Source organism: Burkholderia sp. 9779_493 (genome assembly GCF_015712215.1).
Taxonomy (GTDB): Bacteria; Pseudomonadota; Gammaproteobacteria; order Burkholderiales; family Burkholderiaceae; genus Burkholderia; species Burkholderia cenocepacia.
Window position 1 is genome coordinate 162,456 of record NZ_JACCQA010000006.1, and the last position, 18,199, is coordinate 180,654.

The window sequence follows — 18,199 nt, forward strand, 5'->3', positions numbered from 1 at the left end:
CAATCGTCAATTTAACTGTACCGGTACTGTACAGAAAACCGTCGCTACACTGACTCCATCCCAGCCTCGAACCGAATGGAGAATCCGCGATGGAATTCCTCACCCTCAGCGCGCTGCCCGCCGGCATGCTGTTCGCGCTCGTCACGACGATCACGCCCGGCCCGAACAACACGATGCTGCTCGCGTCCGGCGTCAACTTCGGTTTTCGCCGCACGATGCCGCACCTGTTCGGCATCAGCATCGGCGTCGCGATCCTGATGCTCTGCGTCGGCTTCGGCCTCGGCGAAGCGTTCAAGCGCCTGCCGCTGCTGTACACGCTCCTCGAAGTGGCGAGCGTCGCCTATCTGCTGTACCTCGCGTGGCGCATCGGCACGTCGGGCGAAGTGAAGGCGCACGGCGCCAAATCGCGGCCGATGACGTTCATCGAAGCCGCCGCGTTCCAGTGGGTCAACCCGAAGGCGTGGATGATGGTGCTGACCGCCGCGACGACGATCCGCCTGTCCGCCGACTATGGAATGAATGCCGCATGGATGGCCATCCTGTTCATCCTGATCGGCTTCCCGTGCATCAGCCTGTGGGCCGCGTTCGGCCTCGGCCTGCGCCGCTTCCTGTCGAATCCCCGCGCGCTGCGCATCTTCAACGTGACGATGGCCGTGCTGCTGATCCTGTCGCTGTACCCGCTCGTCGCCCATCTGCTGCCGCAGTAAGCGCTCACGAGCGCCCGTTGAGCTTCAGGTGATGCAGGCGTACCCTTTCGGTACGGGCGCGTGCAACCGCTTCGGCGGTTGCACCGCTGCTCTGCATGGAGATTGCCGATGAAGCCAATGCTCAGAGCGGGCGAGCACATCGAGGGTATGCACTGGATCGCCGAGTATCACCCGCTCACGCACGATATCCGCGTGCTGCGCGAGAACATCGAAGTCGGCACCTACTGCGCGCCGCCGACGCTGTTCGGCGACGAGGCGGGAATGGGCGCCGCGAACCATGACGATCATCGCGGCCGGGAAGCCGCGCTGCGCGCGTATCTGCGCAACTTCGTCAAGGAGCACGACGCGGAGGAGTAACGGTGCGACGGCCGCAATGTCGACGGGCCGCGAAGGCGGCCCGGTCTGTCGTCGTGCGCCGGTCGATCTGCTCTCGACCGGCCCGAATCCATCACGCGCCGGGCCGATGCAACGCACCGGCCCGCGCGCCGCTCAATGTCCGAGCGACTCGATCTTGCCCGCCGGCTGCGCCACGCCATGCGGGCGCGCCATCTGCTTGATCAGCAGCGCGACACACGCGAGCACGCCCGCGACGGCGATCGTCGCGAACACCCCCGCGAACGAGAAGTGCCGGCGCGTCAGCTCGGCGACGAGGAACGACCCCGCGATCCCGCCGAAACGGCCGACGCCGAGCATCCACGCGACACCCGTGCCGCGCCCTTCGGTCGGATAGAACGCGGCGGCCAGCGCCGGCATCGACGACTGCGCAGTGTTCATCAGCACGCCGGCCACGAACACGACCAGCACCAGCAGCCCGACGTTGCCGGCCGCCTGCCCGATCGCATACACGCTCACCGCCGTCAGCGCGTAGCACACGGCGATCACGCGGTTCGCGTTGAAGCGGTCCATCAGCACGCCGCACAGCACGGCGCCCACGCCGCCGAGCGGGAACAGCGCCGAGATCAGCGTCGCGCTCTTCGGCGTCAGGCCCGCATCCTTCAGCAGGATCGGCATCCAGTTGATCGACGCGTAGAAGATCACGAGGCCCATGAAGTACGCGAGCCACAGCATCACCGAGCCGACGATGTACGAGCGCGACAGCACGACGCCGAGGCCCTTGCCGCCCGTCTGCGGTGCGGCTTCGGTCAATGCGAACGAGCCGGCGTTCAACGCGTCGCGCGAGATGCGTGCGAGCGTGGCGCGGATCTTGTCGACGGACTGACCGGTCGCGACCATGAAACGCACCGATTCCGGCATCTTCAGCAGCAACAGCACGCCGAGCAGCAGCGGCGTCACGCCGCCGAGCACCAGCACGCTGCGCCAGCCGAAATGTGGAATCATCCACGCGGCCAGGAAGCCGCCGAACGCGGCGCCGAGCGGAAAGCCGCAGAACATCAGGTTGATCACGGTCGCGCGGCGCTTGTCCGGGCAGAATTCGCCCATCATCGTGACCGCGTTCGGCATCGCGGCGCCGAGCCCGACGCCGGTGATGAAGCGCAGGATGGTCAGGTGTCCGATCGTGTTCGAGAACGCGGACATCAGGCACGCGACGCCGAACAGGAACACCGAGCCGAGCAGCAGCGAGCGGCGGCCGAGCCGGTCGGACAGCGGGCCCGACACGAGCGCGCCGCACGCGAGGCCGAACAGCGCGGCGCTCAACACGGGCGCGAGATCGGGCTTGGTGAGGTTCCATTCGCCGAGCAGCGACGGCGCGATGAAGCCGATCGCGGCCGTATCGAAGCCGTCGAGCAGCACGATCACGAAACACATGAGGAACACGAGCCATTGAAAGCCGCCGAACGGCTGCTCGTTGATGAAGGTCTGGACATCGACCACGGGTGCGCGATTCATCGCTAGTCTCCTTGTCGGCCGGCGTGGGCGCGTCTGCGCTTGCGCCGGTCCCATGCAACATTGATATATGCAAGAAGCGCGGCCTCGTGGCCGCGCCTTTCCTTCGTTCACGCACCGATTCGCTGCCGGTGCGCTCTTCATCGACGACTGCCCGCCAACCTCGGCGGGCCGCCCGATCGGATCATCGCCGGCGCTTAACCGGCCGCATCCTGTTCCTTGAAGATCTTGTCCGCGAGATGGAACGCGGAATTCGCGGCCGGCACGCCGCAATAGATCGCGGTCTGCAGCAGCACTTCCTTGATCTCGTCGCGCGTCACGCCGTTGTTGCGCGCGGCGCGCAGGTGCAGCGCCAGTTCCTCGCCGCGGTTCAGCGCGACCATCATCGCGATGGTCAGCAGGCTGCGCGTATGGCGCGGCAGCCCGTCGCGGGTCCAGATCTCGCCCCATGCATAGCGCGTGATCAGGTTCTGGAATTCGTCGGTCACCTCGGTGCGGTTCTCGATCGAACGGTCGACGTGCGCGTCGCCGAGCACCGCGCGACGCACCTTCATCCCTGCTTCATAACGTTCCTGGTCATCCATCGCCGGTGCCTCACGCAGTCAGGAAATCGAGCAGCGCGCGGTTGAACCCGCCGGTGCACTCGATGTTCGAAATGTGCGCGGCGTCGAATTCGACGTGCAGCGCACCGGGAATCGCGGCGGCCAGCGCGCGGCCCTGGTCGGGCGGCGTCGACATGTCCTTCGCGCCGGTCACGACGAGCACCGGCAACGCGATGCCCTTCACTTCCTCGCGCAGGTCGGCCGCGTTCAGCGCGTCGCAGTTCGCCGCATAGCCGTCCTTGTCGGTATGCACGAAGGTGTCGCGGATCGCATCGAACAGACGCGGCTCGCGTTCGACGAATGCGTCGGTGAACCAGCGCGGCAGCACGGCGTCAGCGAGCGCGGCCATGCCTTCGGCGCGCGCCTTCTGCGCACGCGGCGCCCACACTTCCGGCGAGCCGATCTTCGCGGCGGTATTCGACAGCACCGCGCGCACGATGCGCGACGGGTAGCGCGCGGCGAGCGCGGCGCCCGTCAGCCCGCCCATCGAGATGCCGCAGAAATGCGCGCAGTCGATGCCGACGTGGTCGAGCAGGCCGATCACGTCGCCCGCCAGTTGCTCGATCGTGTACGAACCGGACGGCGCGTCGGAATGGCCGTGGCCGCGCGTGTCGTAGCGCAGGATGTTGAAGTGCTGCGTGAGCGGGCGGATCTGGGGGGCCCACATCTGCAGGTCGGCGCCGAGCGAATTCGAGAAGACGAGCCACGGCGCGTCGTCGCGCGCGGCACGGTCGATCCGGTAATGCAGTTTCACGCCGTTGACAGTGGCGAAAGGCATCTCAAGGTTCTCCTGGTTAGTGCGCGCCCGCATGCAGCGCGAGCACGGCGTCGACATAGGCATGCGCCTCGCCGACGTAATGTGCGGGATCGAGCAGCCGCGCGAGCGCGTCGCGCGACAGGTGGGCCGACACGGTCGCATCGGCGGCGAGCACGTCGAACAGCGTCGCGCCCGTGCGCACGGCTTCCTTCGACGCGTGCTCGACGACGTGATGCGCATCGAGCCGGCCGATGCGGTCGCCGAGCGCGAGCATCACGGCTTCGCCGAGGATCAGCCCGTGCGTGAGGTCGAGGTTCGCGGCGAGGCGCTCGGTGTTGACGTCGAGGCCCGCGACGATCTGCGCGATCTGTGCGAGCGCGCCGCCCGTCAGGCGGGCGAGGTCGGGCAGCGCATCCCATTCGGCCTGCCAGCCGCCGAGGGCGCGCTCGTGCTCCTGCACCATCCCCGCGAACACGGTCGCGACGAGGTTCGGCGCGCGCACGGCAGCCGTCAGCACGGCTGCGCAGCCGACCGGGTTGCGCTTGTGCGGCATCGTCGACGAGCCGCCCTTGCCGGCAGCCGCCGGTTCGCCGAGCTCGCCGACTTCGGTCTGCATCTGCAGCGACACGTCGCGCGCGATCTTGCCGAGCGTGCCGATCAGCATCCCGAAGCACGACGCGGCTTCCGCGATGCGATCGCGCTGCGTATGCCACGGCACGGCCGGCACCGCGAGCTTGAGATCGGCCGCGAGCGCGGCGCTCACGCCGGCTGCGTGTTCGCGCAGGCTCGCGAGTGTGCCGGCCGCCCCGCCGAACTGCAGCACGAGCGCACGTTCGCGCAACTCGGCGAAACGCGCGCGATGGCGCAGCAGCGCATCGAGCCATTGGGCGAATTTGAGGCCGAGCGTGATCGGCAGCGCCTGCTGCAGCCACGTACGGCCGATCATCGGCGTCGCGCGATGGGTGCGCGCGAGCGCCGCGAGCGACGCGCAGGCTTCGTCGAGCAGCGGATCGAGCACGTCGAGCGTGTCGCGCAACTGCAGCACGGTCGCGGTATCGATGATGTCCTGGCTCGTCGCGCCCCAGTGCACGAACTTCGCGGCCTCGGGGTCGTCGGCCTTCACTTGCGCGGTGAGCTGCTTGACGAGCGGAATCGCAAGATTGCCGCCGAGCGCCGCACCGTGCGCGAGCGCGTCGGCGTCGAGTCGGCCGGCGTCGCACGCACGTTCGATCGGCGCGACCGCGGCGGCGGGAATCACCTGCTGCGCGGCCAGCGCGCGCGAGAGCGCGGCCTCGACGTCGAGCATGCGCTGGATCGTCGCGCGGGGCGACCAGATCCGGTTGAGCGGCTCGGTGCCGCAGATCAGGGAGGTCAGGCGGGCGCTGTCTTCGAGCATGGCATCAGAATGGGGAAACGGCGTGCGCCTATTGTCTACCCAAGCGTGCCGGCGTGCGCTCGAATGCGCGCCCCGGCACGCTTGCCGTTCAGGCGGCGGCCTTTTGCGTCGCGTCGATCAGCGGCACGCCGGTCAGCTTCTGCAGCTCGTCGAACGACAGGTCGGTGAAGATCTCGCTCACCGCGAGGCCGTCGGCCGTCACGTCGAGCACGGCGAGATCCGTATAGATGCGGCTCACGCATTGCACGCCGGTGACCGGATACGAGCACTGCGCGACGATCTTGCTCTCGCCCTGCTTCGTCAGGTGCTCCATCATCACGAACACCTGCTTCGCGCCGATCGCGAGGTCCATCGCGCCGCCGACGGCCGGAATTGCATCGGGCGCGCCGGTATGCCAGTTCGCGAGATCGCCGTTCGCCGACACCTGGAACGCGCCGAGCACGCAGTAGTCGAGGTGGCCGCCGCGCATCATCGCGAACGAATCCGAGTGGTGGAAATACGCGCCGCCGGTGAGCAGCGTCACGTGCTGCTTGCCGGCGTTGATCAGCTCGTCGTCTTCCTCGCCGGGCGCGGGCGCCGGGCCCATGCCGAGCAGGCCGTTCTCGCTGTGCAGGAAGATCTCCTTGCTCGGGTCAAGGTGGTTCGCCACCAGCGTCGGCACGCCGATGCCGAGGTTCACGTACGCGCCTTCGGGGATGTCCTGGGCGACGCGCTTGGCCATTTCATCGCGGGTCAGTCGTTTCATGTCGGTTTCTCCAGGCGGGTCAGGCGGCTTGCGATGCAGCGTGTTCGGCGGCCAGCTCGGCCGCGTGCGCGGCCTGCGGCACCTCGACGATCCGCTGGACGAAAATGCCCGGCGTCACGATGTGTTCCGGGTTCAGCGCGCCGAGCGGCACGACTTCCGACACCTGGACGATCGCGACCTTCGCGGCGCTGGCCATGATCGGCCCGAAATTGCGCGCGGTCTTGCGGTACACGAGGTTGCCCCAGCGGTCGCCCTTGTATGCCTTCACCAGCGCGAAATCGGCGTGGATCGGCGTCTCGAACACGTACGGCTTGCCGTCGATCACGCGCGTTTCCTTGCCTTCCGCGAGCTTGGTGCCGTAGCCCGTCGGCGTGAAGAACCCGCCGATGCCGGCGCCCGCCGCGCGGATGCGCTCCGCGAGGTTGCCCTGCGGCACGAGCTCCAGTTCGATCTCGCCCGCGCGGTACAGCGCGTCGAACACCTGCGAGTCGCTCTGGCGCGGGAACGAACAGATGATCTTGCGCACCTTCTTCGCCTTCAGCAGCGCCGCGAGGCCCGTCTCGCCGTTGCCCGCGTTGTTGTTGACGATCGTCAGGTCGCGCGCGCCCTGTTCGATCAGCGCGTCGATCAGCTCGGACGGCATGCCGGCCGTGCCGAAGCCGCCGATCATGATTGTCGCGCCATCGTGGACGTCGGCAACCGCCGACTGAAGCGATTCGAAAATCTTGTTGACCATGTCTCTTCCTGATGCGAACCCGCGGCTCGTGCGCGGCCTGTCGAGGGGACACGCGCGTGCCGCGTGCCGCGCCGGAGGCCTTCGTCGACCCTCGGCTTTTGTTCGCTATTCGAACTCAGATTCGATTAGCGAACGATGGGCCGATCATAGAGTCGCGCACAGCGCGTTGTCAAGGCGGGTTGCCTCGGAGGCCGTCGCATCGTCGAACGGCAAGCCGACGTAGTTTTCAGCGAGCGACTGCGCGGCGGCCCGCGAGCGCGTCACGTACTTCAACTCGGCAAACTTCAGGCGATTGACGAACGGCGAATCGTCCGGCGACGCATGCAGCATGTTCGTCATGAAGTACGAGAAGTGCTCGGCGCGCCACACGCGTTCGAGGCAAGTCGCCGAATAGCGCTCGAGCGGCGTCGCGTCGCCCGTCCGGTAGCGTGCGCCGAGCGCGCGGGACAGCGCGCGGACGTCGGCCACCGCGAGGTTCATGCCCTTCGCGCCGGTCGGCGGCACGATGTGCGCGGCGTCGCCGGCGAGGAACAGGCGGCCGTGCTGCATCGTCTCCGACACGAAGCTGCGCATCGGCGTCACGCTCTTCTGCGTGATCCGGCCCTCGGTCGGCGTCCAGCCGGTGTCGTTCGAGAAGCGCGTGTGCAGTTCGTCCCAGATCCGCGCGTCGGACCATGCGGCGAGGTCTTCATCCGGCTTGCATTGCAGGTACAGCCGCGTGACCGTCGGCGAGCGCATCGAGAACAGCGCGAAGCCGTTGTCGTGGTGTGCGTACACGAGCTCGTCGAGCGACGGCGCCGCGTCGGCGAGGATGCCGAGCCACGCGAACGGGTAGACGCGCTCGAACGTGTTCAGCCGGTCGGCCGGAATCGTCTGCCGCGCGATGCCGTGGAAGCCGTCGCAGCCGGCGATGTAGTCGCAGTCGATGCGGTCGGCGCGGCCGTCCGCATGCTTGAACGTGACGAACGGCCGCTCGCTTTCGACATCGTGCAGCGCGACGTCGCTGACTTCGAAGTGCATCTGATGACCGTGCTCGACGCCGGCCGCGATCAGGTCGCGTACGACTTCGTGCTGGCTGTAGACGGTGATCGCGCGCCCGCCGGTCAGCTCGGACAGGTCGATGCGGTGACGCTGGCCGTCGAACAGCAGCTCGATGCCGTGATGTTCGAGCCCTTCGCGACGCATCCGGTCGCCGAGGCCGGCTTCGTTCAGCGTGTCGACCGTGCCCTGCTCGAGCACGCCGGCGCGGATGCGGTTCTCGCAGTATTCGCGCGAACGCGCTTCGACGAGGATGGAATCGACGCCTTGCAGGCGCAGCAGGTGGGAAAGCAGAAGGCCGGACGGACCGGCGCCGATGATCGCGACTTGGGTGCGCATTGTTCGTCTCCAGAACATTAATTCGAATCGTGGAACACATTTGAGCGCTTTCCCGACTATGCGGCAACGCGATTCAGGAGATATGTTGTATACGTTTCGAAGATACCGGCCCGGCCATGGATGCGCTCGATCTGAACCTGATTCCCTACCTCGTCGCGCTCGACGACGCGCGCAACGTGAGCCGCGCGGGCGACCTGCTCGGCGTGAGTCAGCCGCGCGTGAGCACCGCCCTCGGCCGGCTGCGCGAGTATTTCGGCGATCCGCTGTTCGTGCGCACGTCGCGCGGGATGGAGCCGACGCCGCGCGCGCTCGCGCTGCTGCCGGCCGCCCGCGACGCGCTCGCGCAGATCGAGCGCGGCCTCGTCGCGCCGCACGACTTCGACCCGGCCGCGAGCACGCATACGTTCTCGATCGCGCTGTCGGACGTCGGCGAGATCGTGTTCCTGCCGAAGCTGCTGCAGGCGTTCGCGACACATGCGCCGCACGCGAACCTGCGTTCGGTCTCGCTCGCGCACGACGAAGTCGGACGCGGCCTCGAAGCCGGGTCGATCGATCTCGCGGTCGGCTACTTCCCCGACCTCGACGGCAACAACTTCTTCCAGCAACGGCTGTTCACGCACCGGTTCGTCTGCCTGATGCGGCGCGGTCATCCGTTCGAGCAGACGCCGCCGTTCACGGTCGAGCAGTTCCTCGCGTGCGGGCACGCGGTGGTGCGCGCCGAAGGCCGCAGCCAGGAGGTGCTCGAGAAATATCTGGCGAAGCAGCGCATGCAGCGCCGCGCGGTGCTCGAAACGCCGCACTTCATGAGCCTCCCGTTCATCCTGAGCCGCACCGACCTGATCGCGACGGTGCCGCACGCGATCGGCTACGCCTATGCGGCCGAGCACGCGTTCATCGTGCCCGTCGAGCCGCCGCTCGCGTTGCCGCGCTTCGACCTGAAGCAGCACTGGCATCGCAAGTACCACAACGACCCGCGCACCGCGTGGCTGCGCGGCGTCGTCGCGTCGCTGTTCAACGACGAGCAGGACGAATGGCCGAAGTGACGAAGGGGCGCGGCGGCCCGCACGCACGACCGGCGAAAGCATGAAACAATGGCCGGATATCGGCCGCCGCAGGCGGCCTTCGATGGAGCCACTACATGGGTAAGGGAAAGAAATCCGCGCGGCCCGAGGCGGTCGCCTCCCGGCCGAGCCGTGAAGAAGCCGAAGACGCCGTCCGCGTGCTGTTGCGCTGGGCCGGCGACGATCCCGCGCGCGAAGGCCTGCTGGACACACCCGCACGCGTCGTGCGCGCGTACGAGCAGTTCTTCGCCGGCTATGCGCTCGACCCGCGCGACATCCTCGCGCGCACGTTCAGCGAAGTCGACGGCTACGACGAGATGATCGTGCTGAAGGACATCCGCTTCGAGAGCTACTGCGAGCACCACATGGTGCCGATCATCGGCCGCGCGCACGTCGCGTATCTGCCGAACCATCGTGTCGTCGGCATCTCGAAGCTCGCGCGCCTCGTCGATGCGTTCGCGAAGCGCCTGCAGATCCAGGAAAAGATGACCGTGCAGATCGCCGACACGCTGTTCGACGTGCTGCAGCCGAAGGGCGTCGGCGTGATCCTCGAAGCCGCGCACCAGTGCATCTCCACGCGCGGCGTGCACAAGCCGGGCGTCGAGATGGTCACGTCGCGCATGCTCGGCACGTTCCGCACCGATCCGTCGACGCGTCGCGAATTCCTGTCGATCGTCGCGAATCCTTCCTCGGTCAACCTGACGAATACCTGATGGAGCAGACGAAGCAAACGGCGCACGCGCCCGTCGTGCTCGTGACCGGCGCCGCGCGCCGGGCCGGGCGCGCGTTCGCCGAGTATTTCGCGGCGCACGGCTATCGCACCGCGGTGCACTACGACCGTTCGGCCGATGCCGCGCAGGCCGCCGCCCGCGCGATCGCCGAACGCGGGCACGATTCGGTGGCGCTGCAGGCCGACCTGTCCGATGCCGCGCAGATCACCACGCTGATCGACCAGGTGTACGCGCGCTTCGGGCGCCTCGACGTGCTGGTCAACAACGCGTCGGTGTTCTGGCAGGACCATTTCCCGAGCTTCGATCTCGCGGCGTTCGACCAGGCGTGGGCCGTCAACTGCCGCGCGCCGATCCTGCTCACGCGCGCGTTCTACGAACGGGCTCGCGCGGCCGGCACGCAGGGCGTGGTCGTGAACGTGGTCGACCAGAAGATCAAGGAAAACTTCCACCGCGACCATTTCAGCTACACGGTCGCGAAGGCCGCGCTCGGCAACCTGACGCAGATGCTCGCGCTGTCATCCGCGCCGGTGCTGCGCGTGAATGCGGTGTTCCCGGGGCTGATGCTGCCGAGCGACGACCAGACGCAGGCCGACTTCGAACACGCGAGCCGCGCCTCGACGCCGCTCGCGCGCATCGCCGGCCCCGACGACGTCGCCAGCGCGATCCTGCTGCTGACGGGCAATGCGTACAACGGCGTGGATTTCGTCGTCGATGCGGGCCAGAACCTGATCCGCGTGGACCAGGACGTGCTGTACAAGCACCGCTCGCCGGACGGCAAGCACTGACGCTTCGATGAACGAAGGCTGCTGCACGCCGCCCTCGTGCGCCGGGCCGAGCGGGCTTCGCACCGCTCACGCCCGCGAACGCCGGACGGCGGTCCGGCCGCCGATCCATTCCGCGTCATCCGCCGCGTTGCGCGGAACGGCGCCCGCGCATTCGCTGCCGCGTTACGGCTTCTCGGCGCTCCCGCCTTCGCGGACCTTGCCCTGCGCGACGCTCGTGCCGGGCGGCACGCTGTGCGTGAGCCACACGTTGCCGCCGATCACCGAGCCGCGCCCGATCGTCACGCGGCCGAGAATCGTCGCGCCCGCGTAGATCACCACGTCGTCCTCGACGATCGGGTGCCGTGCATTGCCCTTCACCAGCGCGCCGTCGCCATCGGCCGGGAAACTCTTCGCGCCGAGCGTGACGGCCTGGTACACGCGCACGCGCTCGCCGATGATCGCGGTCTCGCCGATCACGACACCAGTGCCGTGGTCGATGAAGAAGCTCGGGCCGATCTGCGCGCCGGGGTGGATGTCGATGCCGGTGGCCGAGTGGGCGATTTCATTGATGAACCGCGCGAGCAGCGGCACGCCGAGCTGGTGCAGCGCGTGGGCGAGCCGATGGTGCATCATCGCCAGCACGCCGGGATAGCACAGCAGGATCTCGGTGATGTGCTGCGCGGCCGGGTCGCCCGCGTACGCGGCCTGGATGTCGCTGACGAGCAGCGCGCGGATCGCCGGCAACTGCCGGCCGAATTCGCGTGCGATCTCGAACGCACGTTCGTCAAGCTCGGCGAACGGCGTATCGACGTGCTCGGGCAGGAACGGCAACGCGCGGCGGATCTGTTCGGACAGGATGCGCAGCGTGCTTTCGAGCGTGTGGCCGACGTAGTAGTCGACGCTTTCGTCGGTCAGGTCGGGCGCGCCGTAGTGCGTCGGAAACATCGACGCGCGCAGGCCGGTCACAATCTTGCAGATTGCATCGCGCGACGGCAGTTCGCGGATGCCGCGCGGATGGCGCGTGCGATGGAGTTCCTCGCGCGACTCGCGCAAGCCGGCGACGATTTCTTCGAGGCCCCACTGACGGGCGGGTGATGTCGACATATGCCAATGCGGGCAGCCGCGCGCGGATGCGCGGCTGCTAATAAAGTGACGGGTTCCGCAAGATTACCGCGTTTTTTGTCCGGGAGCGGCGCCCCGGGGATCGGCCGGACGGCCGGCGCTGCTCGACCGCGACGGCGTCACATCGAGATGCTGCTCGCGTCGATCCAGCGCACGGCCCAGTCGCGCGCGTGCGCGATCGCGTCGCCTTCGTCGTTGAACTGGAGCTCGATCGGAAAAAAACGGTTCGCAACCAGCTCCCCGTCGCTCGATCGGGAGATCACGACGTAGGGCTTGAATGAACCGTCACTGGCGCGTGCGGGCGCGCAATTCAACAGATAACCGCGGTGCGTGAAGGCAGTAGTCGCTTGCATGAATCCGCCACCTCTAGTCCCTTGCTTTGTTGTTCACTACCCGTCTTTAAGGGTGCTGCGGCGCCCCGGCGCGGGCAGAGGCGGCGAGACTTCATCCCCTGTCGCCGCTTCGCAGGAAAAGAATCATACTCTGTAGAAAACGCGTCTTCTAGCTGAAATAAATCATGACAAATCAGTGCGCGTCGCGCGACCGCGGCGATCGCCCGCGCGCCTTTTCCCGTCGTGCCCGGAACGGGATTTGCTTCGATCCGGAGCGTGTCGCCGCCAGGAGAGCCGTGATGGAATCATCCGCTCAAACAGGTCGTGCGCATCCGCGCAGCGTCGAACTCGACAACGACGACACGCACGACAGCACGGTCGATACCGACGGCAAGCACCGCGAAGCGTCGCGCCTCGCCGGGGTCGGGCCGATCTCGCCCGACCAGATCACGCGCAGCAACGCGTCGCTCGTCAATGCGATGCCGGAAGCCGGCGACGGCTTCGCCGGTTTCGACAGCCGCCCCGACGGCAATCATCCGGCGTTCGCGCTGCGTGCCGGCTACCGGGTGATCGAGAAAGGCTTCGACACGCCGCCCGCGGGCGACGCGCCGTTCGGTCCCGTTCACCGGATGTACGGCAGCGCGTACTGGCCCGGCCACGGCCGCCGCCCCGAGCGCGTCATCGAGTTGACCGCCGTGCCGGGATAGCCCGCGGCGTTTGAATCGATCGTTCGATTCGGAATCGCCGTCGAACGATGGCGGTGGATCGGCGCGTACGATTCGCGCTACGCGCCGATACTCGTTCGCGCGATGCCGAAGCGAACGGTTCCGCGCACGGGCCTCGGCGTTCACGGTCATGCCTGCCGCGCATCGCATCGACGCACATGCATTGACCGAAGTCATGGCGGCGCGGCGCGATTGCGATTGAATGGCGATGCGTGCCGCGCATCGGCGTGACTGCCGTGTCGGGTCGATGCGCGCGCATGCGGTTTCGCCGACGATCCGGCCACACCACGCGACACGCATCGCGCGGTGCAGCATGCGTCGCATGCATGGCCCTGCCCGGCCGCGACCGGAACCGCGCGACCGTGCGGCAGCGCGGGCATCTCGCTGCACGATCCTGCCCGTTGGTTTACTCTGCCTCGCAGCATCGCGCATTGCCCAGCCCGCTCGGCCATCCGGCCGACTTCGTTTCAACCCGCCACTCGGAGACACTATGTACAAGCGTATTCTGGTTGCCGTCGACGGCAGCGACACGTCCCGCCATGCGTTCGACGCCGCGCTGGCGCTCGCGAAAGCGCACGGCGCCGAGCTGCAGCCGTTCTACGTCGTCGAAAACGCGGCGATCTACTACAACGTGCCCGGCTACGATCCGTCCGTGCTGCGCGATCAGCTCGTCGCGCAGGGCAACACGCTCGCGCAGGATTTCGCGAAGCGGATGCAGGCCGCCGGCGTGAAAGGCGAAACGCGGCTGAACGAAGCGACGTCGCTCAACGACGTATCGTCGCTGATCCTCGACGGCGCGAAAGCGTTCGGCGCCGATCTGCTCGTGCTCGGCACGCACGGCCGTCGCGGCTTCCGCCGCCTCGTGCTCGGCAGCATCGCCGAACAGTGCGTGCGCCACGCGACGCTGCCCGTGCTGCTGATCCCGGCGGCCGCCAACGCGGACGAGCCGGCCGCCTGAGCGGCGCTCGGCAGGCGCGGCCGGTCGCGACGTTTTGTCACCCGACAGCGGCAACTTGCGGTGGGACAATGATTTCGTCGATTCAACGCCGGAGTAAACGATCATGCTGACGCCCGTCGCCACCCGCCCCGCCGCCACGCCCCATGCCGGTAGCTGGGCTCCTCGCCAGGCCGCGCACTGCTCGTCGTGCGCGATGCGGCACCTGTGCATGCCGCAGGGCCTGGCGCCCGAAGCGCTCAGTCGCCTCGAGTCGGTCATCTGCGCGGCACGCCCGGTCAAGCGCGGCGAAGCGCTGTTCCGCGAAGGCGACGCATTCGACAACCTGTACGCGGTGCGCTCGGGTTCGCTGAAAACCGTCGCGACGCGTCACGACGGCCGCGAACAGGTCACGGGCCTGCACCTTGCCGGCGAAGCGCTCGGCCTCGACGGCATCTGCGACGATACGCACCCGCGCACCGCGGTCGCGCTGGAAGACAGCTCGGTCTGCGTGATTCCGTACAGCGCGCTCAAGACGCTGTGCTCGGAAGCCGGCTCGATGCAGTTGCGCATGCACAAGCTGATGAGCGAACAGATCGTGCGCGAAACGTCGCAAACGATGCTGCTCGGTTCGCTGAATGCCGAAGAGCGCGTCGCCGCGTTCCTGCTCGACGTGTCGTCGCGCTACCTGAAGCGCGGCTACTCGCCGTCGGAATTCAACCTGCGGATGACACGCGAGGACATCGGCAGCTATCTCGGCATGACGCTCGAAACGGTCAGCCGCACGCTGTCGAAATTCCAGAAGCGCGGCCTGATCGAAATGCAGGGCCGCCACGTGCAGATCATCGACTTCGACGGCCTGCAACACCTCTGATACCGCACGGCGCGCGCCCGTCGCGCGCCGCCTGCCCAACGTCGCCGGTCAATCGAGAAACAGCGCGGCACGCGCTTTCAGCGCCGCGCTGAAATCGTCGAGCCAGCCGATCGACAGACGCCAGCTCTGCCAGTACAGATCGATGTCGATGGTTCGCCCGCGCGACATGTCGATCAACTCGCCCGCCGCCAGTTGGCGGTCGACCATCCGGTCCGGGCACATCCCCCATCCCAATCCCGTTTCGCACGCGCGCAGGTAGCCCGCGACGTGCGGTATCCAGTGCTGCGGCGGATCGAGATCCGCGCGCGTCACGCGCCGGATGAAGCGCGCCTGCAAGCCGTCCTTCGGATTGAACATCACGCACGGCGCGCGGCGCAGCGCATCGCGCGTGATCCCCGCGTCGAAATAACGTGCGTAAAACGCCGGCGAACACACCGCGCGATAGCGGATCCGCCCGAGCCGCTCCGACCGGCATCCCTGGATGGGCTCGGCCTGCGCGGTCACGGCGCCCTGCACGCTGCCGTCGCGGATGCGCGAGGCCGTGTAATCCTGATCGTCGATCACGAGGTCGAGCAGCGTCTCGCGCTCGGTGCAGAACGGCCCGACCGCGTCGATGAACCACGTCGCGACGCTGTCGTCGTTGACGGCCACGCGCAGCGTCGGCCACGCGCTCGCGATCTGGCCCGGCAACGCGGGCATCCGGCCGCCCAGTTCGGCTTCCAGCAACTGCACGCGTTCGGTATGCCGGCACAGCAGCGCGCCCGACGTGGTCGCGACGCACGGCTGCCCGCGCTTGACGAGCACGCTGCCGACCCGCTCCTCCAGCAGCTTCACGCGCTGCGACACCGCCGACGGCGTGACATTCAGCTCCTTGGCCGCCCGCTCGAACGAACCGTGCCGGATCACGGCGGCGAGGGCATCGAGCAACGCGTAGTCGAGCATTAGATTTCCTTAATCTGCATTAGGTGATTTAGCTTCTCTTATTCTCGCGCTGCTCGCAGACTAGCGCTACCCGATTCGTTCGTCTACTGCTTCCACGGCTGTCCCCCATCATGAACTGGCTCGCTTTTTCTCACGGCGCCGCCCTGTGCGCGTCGCTCATCGTCACCATCGGCGCGCAGAACGCATTCGTCCTGCGCCAGGGCATCATGCGCTCGCATGTCGGCAAGATCGTGCTGCTGTGCGCGGTGTCCGACATGATCCTGATCGGCGCGGGCGTCGGCGGCGCGTCGGTGCTCGTCGAGCGCTATCCGACCTTCGTCCACGCGGTGCTGTACGTCGGCCTCGCATATCTCGCGTGGTTCGGCATCAATGCGCTGCGCCGTGCGTTCAAGCCCGGCCACGACACGCTCGACGTGCGCGGCGACGCGGTCGCGCCGCCGCCGCAGAGCGCGCTCGCGATCGTGCTGATGACGCTCGCGTTCACGTGGCTCAACCCGCACGTGTATCTCGATACGTTCCTGCTGATCGGCACGGCCGGCGCGCGCGAGCCGGAAGGCGGGCGGCTCGCGTTCGCGATCGGCGCGATGACGGCCAGCGTCGTGTGGTTCCTCGGGCTCGGCTATGGCGCGCGCTTGCTGGCGCCGTGGTTCCGCAAGGCGGTCGCGTGGCGCGTGCTGGATGGCGCGATCGGCAGCATGGTGCTGTTTCTCGCGGCCGTGCAGTTGCGGTAGGGCGGGAGCGTCGCGGCAGACGCGGTCTGCCGCGACGTGAGGTCAGCCGGTCGCGGTCGCGACCGGTATCGCGTTCGGCGTCAGGCCGTCGAAGTCGCGTCGGGCAGCGTGCCGCCAACCGCCGCGGGCTGGTTGCTGGCGAGCTGCGGCTCGTTGGCTGCCATCGGGTCCTGCTGCTTCGCCGGATCGGCCTTGGCGAGTTGCGTGGCGGCCTGCTCGGCCTTGTCGCCCTCGTAACGCCAGTACAGGAACTTCTTGCCGCGCTTGCCCATGAAGTACTGGCGGTTGACCGACCAGCGGCTCGCTTCGGCGAAGCCGGCGTAACCGTCTTCCATCTGCTTCTTGAAGCCCGCAATCGAGTCGTGCACGTAGTGATCGAAGAACCGGTCGAACGTCGCGCGCGCCGCCGGATCGATGCCGCCGAGCCAGTTGCCGGTGACCCGCGTCGCCGCGTCGATCGCCTTGTACTGCTCCGAGATGGTCCGCGTCAGGATGCCCCCGTTGGCCCGACGCACGGCATCCGCATCTTCGTTCCATTCGCCGTCGGTGATGGCCATGTGGGGGTCCACGCCGCCCGGCGGCTTCAGCCGGCCGTCGTGCAGGCGCCGGCTGCGGCTGGCGCGCCACTGGTAGTAGCGGTTCATGTGCCAGATGATCTGCGACTCGAGCCGGTCGCTGTTCGACGCCACGCCCGCGCGACGCTCGTTGCCCTGCCCCATGTACACGTTCCAGGCCGCCTCCAGCTCGCGGGAAATCGCGAACAGCCCGCCGGCCGTTTCCATGACGTCCTTCGGCTCGCGGAACGGCACGCCGGCCTTCCAGGCCTCGATGAAGAGATTGTTCAGCGCGACGTTGGCCAGTTCGTTGGTTCGCCCTTCCTGGTAATTGCGCTCGTAGCCGCCGCCCACGTCCGAGTGCATGCCGGGGTAATACACCTCGCGGCAGTTCGCGGGAAGCTTCTGATCCTCGCGCACCGAGTCGCCGGGGAATTTCTCCCGGACCTCATGCGACGCGACATAGTGCACGCATTGCCGGACGTAGTCCGGAATGCGGATGTCGTTCGCCCATTCCGCATGGCCGCCCTTGTCGATGCCGTGCAGCACGCCGCCATAGACCGGCCCGAGGATCGCGCCCACGATGTAGGGCGCCGCCTTCTCCAGGCGGCTGCCGCCGAAGCCCGTCGACGCCACCGTATCGAGGATGCCCATGAAGTAGACGACCACTTCGGGACGCATCCCCTTCATGTTCTTCTTGTTCCACCAGAGCCGGCCGCCGATGTTCTCGGCCAGTTGCTCGGTCAGCATGCGGACGAACGCGCGTGCCTCGGTGGCGCCGCGCGAGAAACCGAACGCGGCCACGTTGATCTGGCTCACGGCCGGCATGTGGTTCGTCACGTGTTTTTCGAGCTCGCGGAGCATCCAGCGGATGCGCGCCTCGCCCTTGCTCGCGGCCGCCATGCCCAACACGCCGTCGAGACCCTTGCCCGAATCGCCGACCTTGCTGCAGGGGGTGCCGACGCCCTCGACGTACCGGCCCATCGTGCGCGGATTGGCCTTGTTGAACGGGACATGGGCGAACATCGCGAGCTTGGCGATGTTGCTGTACTTGGTCCTCGCGACGTCCGTCGAGCCGTTGCCGTCCTCGCCGTAGTTGTTGCCCGTGCCATCGAAGAAGGCCGTGAACCACACGGGCTTCGGACACTCCTTGCATTGCTCGACCCGCAGCGGATCGAGCGCCTCGCGGTGCGCGTGGCGGATCGAATCCTCGACCGGCGTGATATCGGTGATGCGTCGAATGAGGGGAGGATTGCTCATGGCG

At 67.6% G+C, this 18,199-nt stretch carries 20 protein-coding genes; 9 read left to right on the forward strand and 11 right to left on the reverse strand.

The window, feature by feature from the left end:
- The first annotated feature begins 89 nt into the window (after window positions 1-89).
- Complete coding sequence (locus H0X95_RS08145) at window positions 90-707, forward strand: LysE family translocator (RefSeq protein ID WP_006482276.1); 618 nt, start codon at window positions 90-92, stop codon at window positions 705-707.
- Between the two features lie 108 nt (window positions 708-815).
- The gene (locus H0X95_RS08150) at window positions 816-1,064 is read left to right on the forward strand and encodes a hypothetical protein (RefSeq protein ID WP_012492997.1); all 249 of its coding nucleotides are present in this window, start codon (window positions 816-818) and stop codon (window positions 1,062-1,064) included.
- A 132-nt stretch (window positions 1,065-1,196) separates the two neighbouring features.
- Here the strand turns inward: H0X95_RS08150 and H0X95_RS08155 are convergent, their stop codons facing one another.
- The 7 genes from H0X95_RS08155 to pobA all read right to left on the reverse strand — a co-directional run bounded on the left by H0X95_RS08155 (window position 1,197) and on the right by pobA (window position 8,165).
- Window positions 1,197-2,555, reverse strand: a complete 1,359-nt coding sequence (locus H0X95_RS08155; protein ID WP_006482278.1) for an MFS transporter — start codon at window positions 2,553-2,555, stop codon at window positions 1,197-1,199.
- A 194-nt stretch (window positions 2,556-2,749) separates the two neighbouring features.
- The gene (gene pcaC, locus H0X95_RS08160; RefSeq protein ID WP_006480129.1) at window positions 2,750-3,136 is read right to left on the reverse strand and encodes a 4-carboxymuconolactone decarboxylase; all 387 of its coding nucleotides are present in this window, start codon (window positions 3,134-3,136) and stop codon (window positions 2,750-2,752) included.
- Between the two features lie 10 nt (window positions 3,137-3,146).
- Complete coding sequence (gene pcaD, locus H0X95_RS08165; protein WP_059720961.1) at window positions 3,147-3,932, reverse strand: 3-oxoadipate enol-lactonase; 786 nt, start codon at window positions 3,930-3,932, stop codon at window positions 3,147-3,149.
- A 16-nt stretch (window positions 3,933-3,948) separates the two neighbouring features.
- Window positions 3,949-5,307 (reverse strand): 3-carboxy-cis,cis-muconate cycloisomerase, encoded by a 1,359-nt coding sequence (locus H0X95_RS08170; RefSeq protein WP_059720962.1) that lies wholly within the window; start codon window positions 5,305-5,307, stop codon window positions 3,949-3,951.
- A gap of 88 nt (window positions 5,308-5,395) precedes the next feature.
- The gene (locus H0X95_RS08175; protein ID WP_006482308.1) at window positions 5,396-6,052 is read right to left on the reverse strand and encodes a CoA transferase subunit B; all 657 of its coding nucleotides are present in this window, start codon (window positions 6,050-6,052) and stop codon (window positions 5,396-5,398) included.
- Window positions 6,053-6,071: 19 nt separating this feature from the next.
- Window positions 6,072-6,788: a 3-oxoacid CoA-transferase subunit A gene (locus H0X95_RS08180; protein ID WP_006482282.1), complete on the reverse strand. Its 717-nt coding sequence runs from the start codon at window positions 6,786-6,788 to the stop codon at window positions 6,072-6,074.
- 144 nt (window positions 6,789-6,932) lie between these two features.
- Window positions 6,933-8,165, reverse strand: coding sequence for a 4-hydroxybenzoate 3-monooxygenase (gene pobA / locus H0X95_RS08185; protein WP_059720963.1), 1,233 nt, complete (start codon window positions 8,163-8,165; stop codon window positions 6,933-6,935).
- A gap of 116 nt (window positions 8,166-8,281) precedes the next feature.
- On the opposite strand from pobA, the gene H0X95_RS08190 reads away from it, so the two are divergent.
- From H0X95_RS08190 to H0X95_RS08200, 3 genes are all read left to right on the forward strand, one after another.
- A complete protein-coding gene (locus tag H0X95_RS08190; RefSeq protein WP_006482291.1) occupies window positions 8,282-9,208 on the forward strand; it encodes a LysR family transcriptional regulator in 927 nt (308 codons plus the stop codon).
- Window positions 9,209-9,303: 95 nt separating this feature from the next.
- Entirely contained in the window at window positions 9,304-9,939 is a 636-nt protein-coding gene (gene folE, locus H0X95_RS08195) for a GTP cyclohydrolase I FolE (protein ID WP_006482320.1), read from the forward strand.
- Window positions 9,939-10,742, forward strand: coding sequence for an SDR family oxidoreductase (locus H0X95_RS08200; RefSeq protein WP_006482287.1), 804 nt, complete (start codon window positions 9,939-9,941; stop codon window positions 10,740-10,742). The genes folE and H0X95_RS08200 overlap by 1 nt, the downstream gene beginning before the upstream one ends.
- 162 nt (window positions 10,743-10,904) lie before the next feature.
- On the opposite strand, the gene epsC is transcribed toward H0X95_RS08200, so the two are convergent.
- The gene (gene epsC, locus H0X95_RS08205; protein ID WP_006482285.1) at window positions 10,905-11,825 is read right to left on the reverse strand and encodes a serine O-acetyltransferase EpsC; all 921 of its coding nucleotides are present in this window, start codon (window positions 11,823-11,825) and stop codon (window positions 10,905-10,907) included.
- A gap of 137 nt (window positions 11,826-11,962) precedes the next feature.
- The gene (locus H0X95_RS08210; protein WP_006480138.1) at window positions 11,963-12,196 is read right to left on the reverse strand and encodes a hypothetical protein; all 234 of its coding nucleotides are present in this window, start codon (window positions 12,194-12,196) and stop codon (window positions 11,963-11,965) included.
- 278 nt (window positions 12,197-12,474) lie between these two features.
- Between H0X95_RS08210 and H0X95_RS08215 the strand changes: the two genes are divergently transcribed.
- The 3 genes from H0X95_RS08215 to fnr all read left to right on the forward strand — a co-directional run bounded on the left by H0X95_RS08215 (window position 12,475) and on the right by fnr (window position 14,708).
- Complete coding sequence (locus H0X95_RS08215) at window positions 12,475-12,882, forward strand: DUF3005 domain-containing protein (RefSeq protein ID WP_034203084.1); 408 nt, start codon at window positions 12,475-12,477, stop codon at window positions 12,880-12,882.
- Between the two features lie 508 nt (window positions 12,883-13,390).
- The gene (locus H0X95_RS08220) at window positions 13,391-13,858 is read left to right on the forward strand and encodes a universal stress protein (protein ID WP_006482283.1); all 468 of its coding nucleotides are present in this window, start codon (window positions 13,391-13,393) and stop codon (window positions 13,856-13,858) included.
- A gap of 103 nt (window positions 13,859-13,961) precedes the next feature.
- Entirely contained in the window at window positions 13,962-14,708 is a 747-nt protein-coding gene (gene fnr / locus H0X95_RS08225; protein ID WP_006482294.1) for a fumarate/nitrate reduction transcriptional regulator Fnr, read from the forward strand.
- Window positions 14,709-14,756: 48 nt separating this feature from the next.
- On the opposite strand, the gene H0X95_RS08230 is transcribed toward fnr, so the two are convergent.
- Complete coding sequence (locus H0X95_RS08230) at window positions 14,757-15,650, reverse strand: LysR family transcriptional regulator ArgP (RefSeq protein ID WP_006480142.1); 894 nt, start codon at window positions 15,648-15,650, stop codon at window positions 14,757-14,759.
- A 110-nt stretch (window positions 15,651-15,760) separates the two neighbouring features.
- Between H0X95_RS08230 and H0X95_RS08235 the strand changes: the two genes are divergently transcribed.
- Entirely contained in the window at window positions 15,761-16,381 is a 621-nt protein-coding gene (locus tag H0X95_RS08235) for a LysE/ArgO family amino acid transporter (protein ID WP_006482350.1), read from the forward strand.
- An 80-nt stretch (window positions 16,382-16,461) separates the two neighbouring features.
- Here the strand turns inward: H0X95_RS08235 and H0X95_RS08240 are convergent, their stop codons facing one another.
- Window positions 16,462-18,195: a T6SS phospholipase effector Tle1-like catalytic domain-containing protein gene (locus H0X95_RS08240; protein ID WP_006482310.1), complete on the reverse strand. Its 1,734-nt coding sequence runs from the start codon at window positions 18,193-18,195 to the stop codon at window positions 16,462-16,464.
- Window positions 18,196-18,199: the final 4 nt, after the last annotated feature.

Bases quoted from the DNA above. Each gene is read 5' to 3' on its own strand.
- H0X95_RS08150 (WP_012492997.1), top strand. From the start codon at position 816: ATGAAGCCAATGCTCAGAGCGGGCGAGCACATCGAGGGTATGCACTGG.
- H0X95_RS08235 (WP_006482350.1), top strand. From the start codon at position 15,761: ATGAACTGGCTCGCTTTTTCTCACGGCGCCGCCCTGTGCGCGTCGCTC.
- pcaC (WP_006480129.1), bottom strand. From the start codon at position 3,136: ATGGATGACCAGGAACGTTATGAAGCAGGGATGAAGGTGCGTCGCGCG.
- H0X95_RS08240 (WP_006482310.1), bottom strand. From the start codon at position 18,195: ATGAGCAATCCTCCCCTCATTCGACGCATCACCGATATCACGCCGGTC.
- epsC (WP_006482285.1), bottom strand. From the start codon at position 11,825: ATGTCGACATCACCCGCCCGTCAGTGGGGCCTCGAAGAAATCGTCGCC.
- H0X95_RS08230 (WP_006480142.1), bottom strand. From the start codon at position 15,650: ATGCTCGACTACGCGTTGCTCGATGCCCTCGCCGCCGTGATCCGGCAC.
- pobA (WP_059720963.1), bottom strand. From the start codon at position 8,165: ATGCGCACCCAAGTCGCGATCATCGGCGCCGGTCCGTCCGGCCTTCTG.
- H0X95_RS08180 (WP_006482282.1), bottom strand. From the start codon at position 6,788: ATGGTCAACAAGATTTTCGAATCGCTTCAGTCGGCGGTTGCCGACGTC.
- pcaD (WP_059720961.1), bottom strand. From the start codon at position 3,932: ATGCCTTTCGCCACTGTCAACGGCGTGAAACTGCATTACCGGATCGAC.
- H0X95_RS08215 (WP_034203084.1), top strand. From the start codon at position 12,475: ATGGAATCATCCGCTCAAACAGGTCGTGCGCATCCGCGCAGCGTCGAA.
- H0X95_RS08145 (WP_006482276.1), top strand. From the start codon at position 90: ATGGAATTCCTCACCCTCAGCGCGCTGCCCGCCGGCATGCTGTTCGCG.
- fnr (WP_006482294.1), top strand. From the start codon at position 13,962: ATGCTGACGCCCGTCGCCACCCGCCCCGCCGCCACGCCCCATGCCGGT.
- H0X95_RS08200 (WP_006482287.1), top strand. From the start codon at position 9,939: ATGGAGCAGACGAAGCAAACGGCGCACGCGCCCGTCGTGCTCGTGACC.
- folE (WP_006482320.1), top strand. From the start codon at position 9,304: ATGGGTAAGGGAAAGAAATCCGCGCGGCCCGAGGCGGTCGCCTCCCGG.
- H0X95_RS08155 (WP_006482278.1), bottom strand. From the start codon at position 2,555: ATGAATCGCGCACCCGTGGTCGATGTCCAGACCTTCATCAACGAGCAG.
- H0X95_RS08175 (WP_006482308.1), bottom strand. From the start codon at position 6,052: ATGAAACGACTGACCCGCGATGAAATGGCCAAGCGCGTCGCCCAGGAC.
- H0X95_RS08220 (WP_006482283.1), top strand. From the start codon at position 13,391: ATGTACAAGCGTATTCTGGTTGCCGTCGACGGCAGCGACACGTCCCGC.
- H0X95_RS08210 (WP_006480138.1), bottom strand. From the start codon at position 12,196: ATGCAAGCGACTACTGCCTTCACGCACCGCGGTTATCTGTTGAATTGC.
- H0X95_RS08190 (WP_006482291.1), top strand. From the start codon at position 8,282: ATGGATGCGCTCGATCTGAACCTGATTCCCTACCTCGTCGCGCTCGAC.
- H0X95_RS08170 (WP_059720962.1), bottom strand. From the start codon at position 5,307: ATGCTCGAAGACAGCGCCCGCCTGACCTCCCTGATCTGCGGCACCGAG.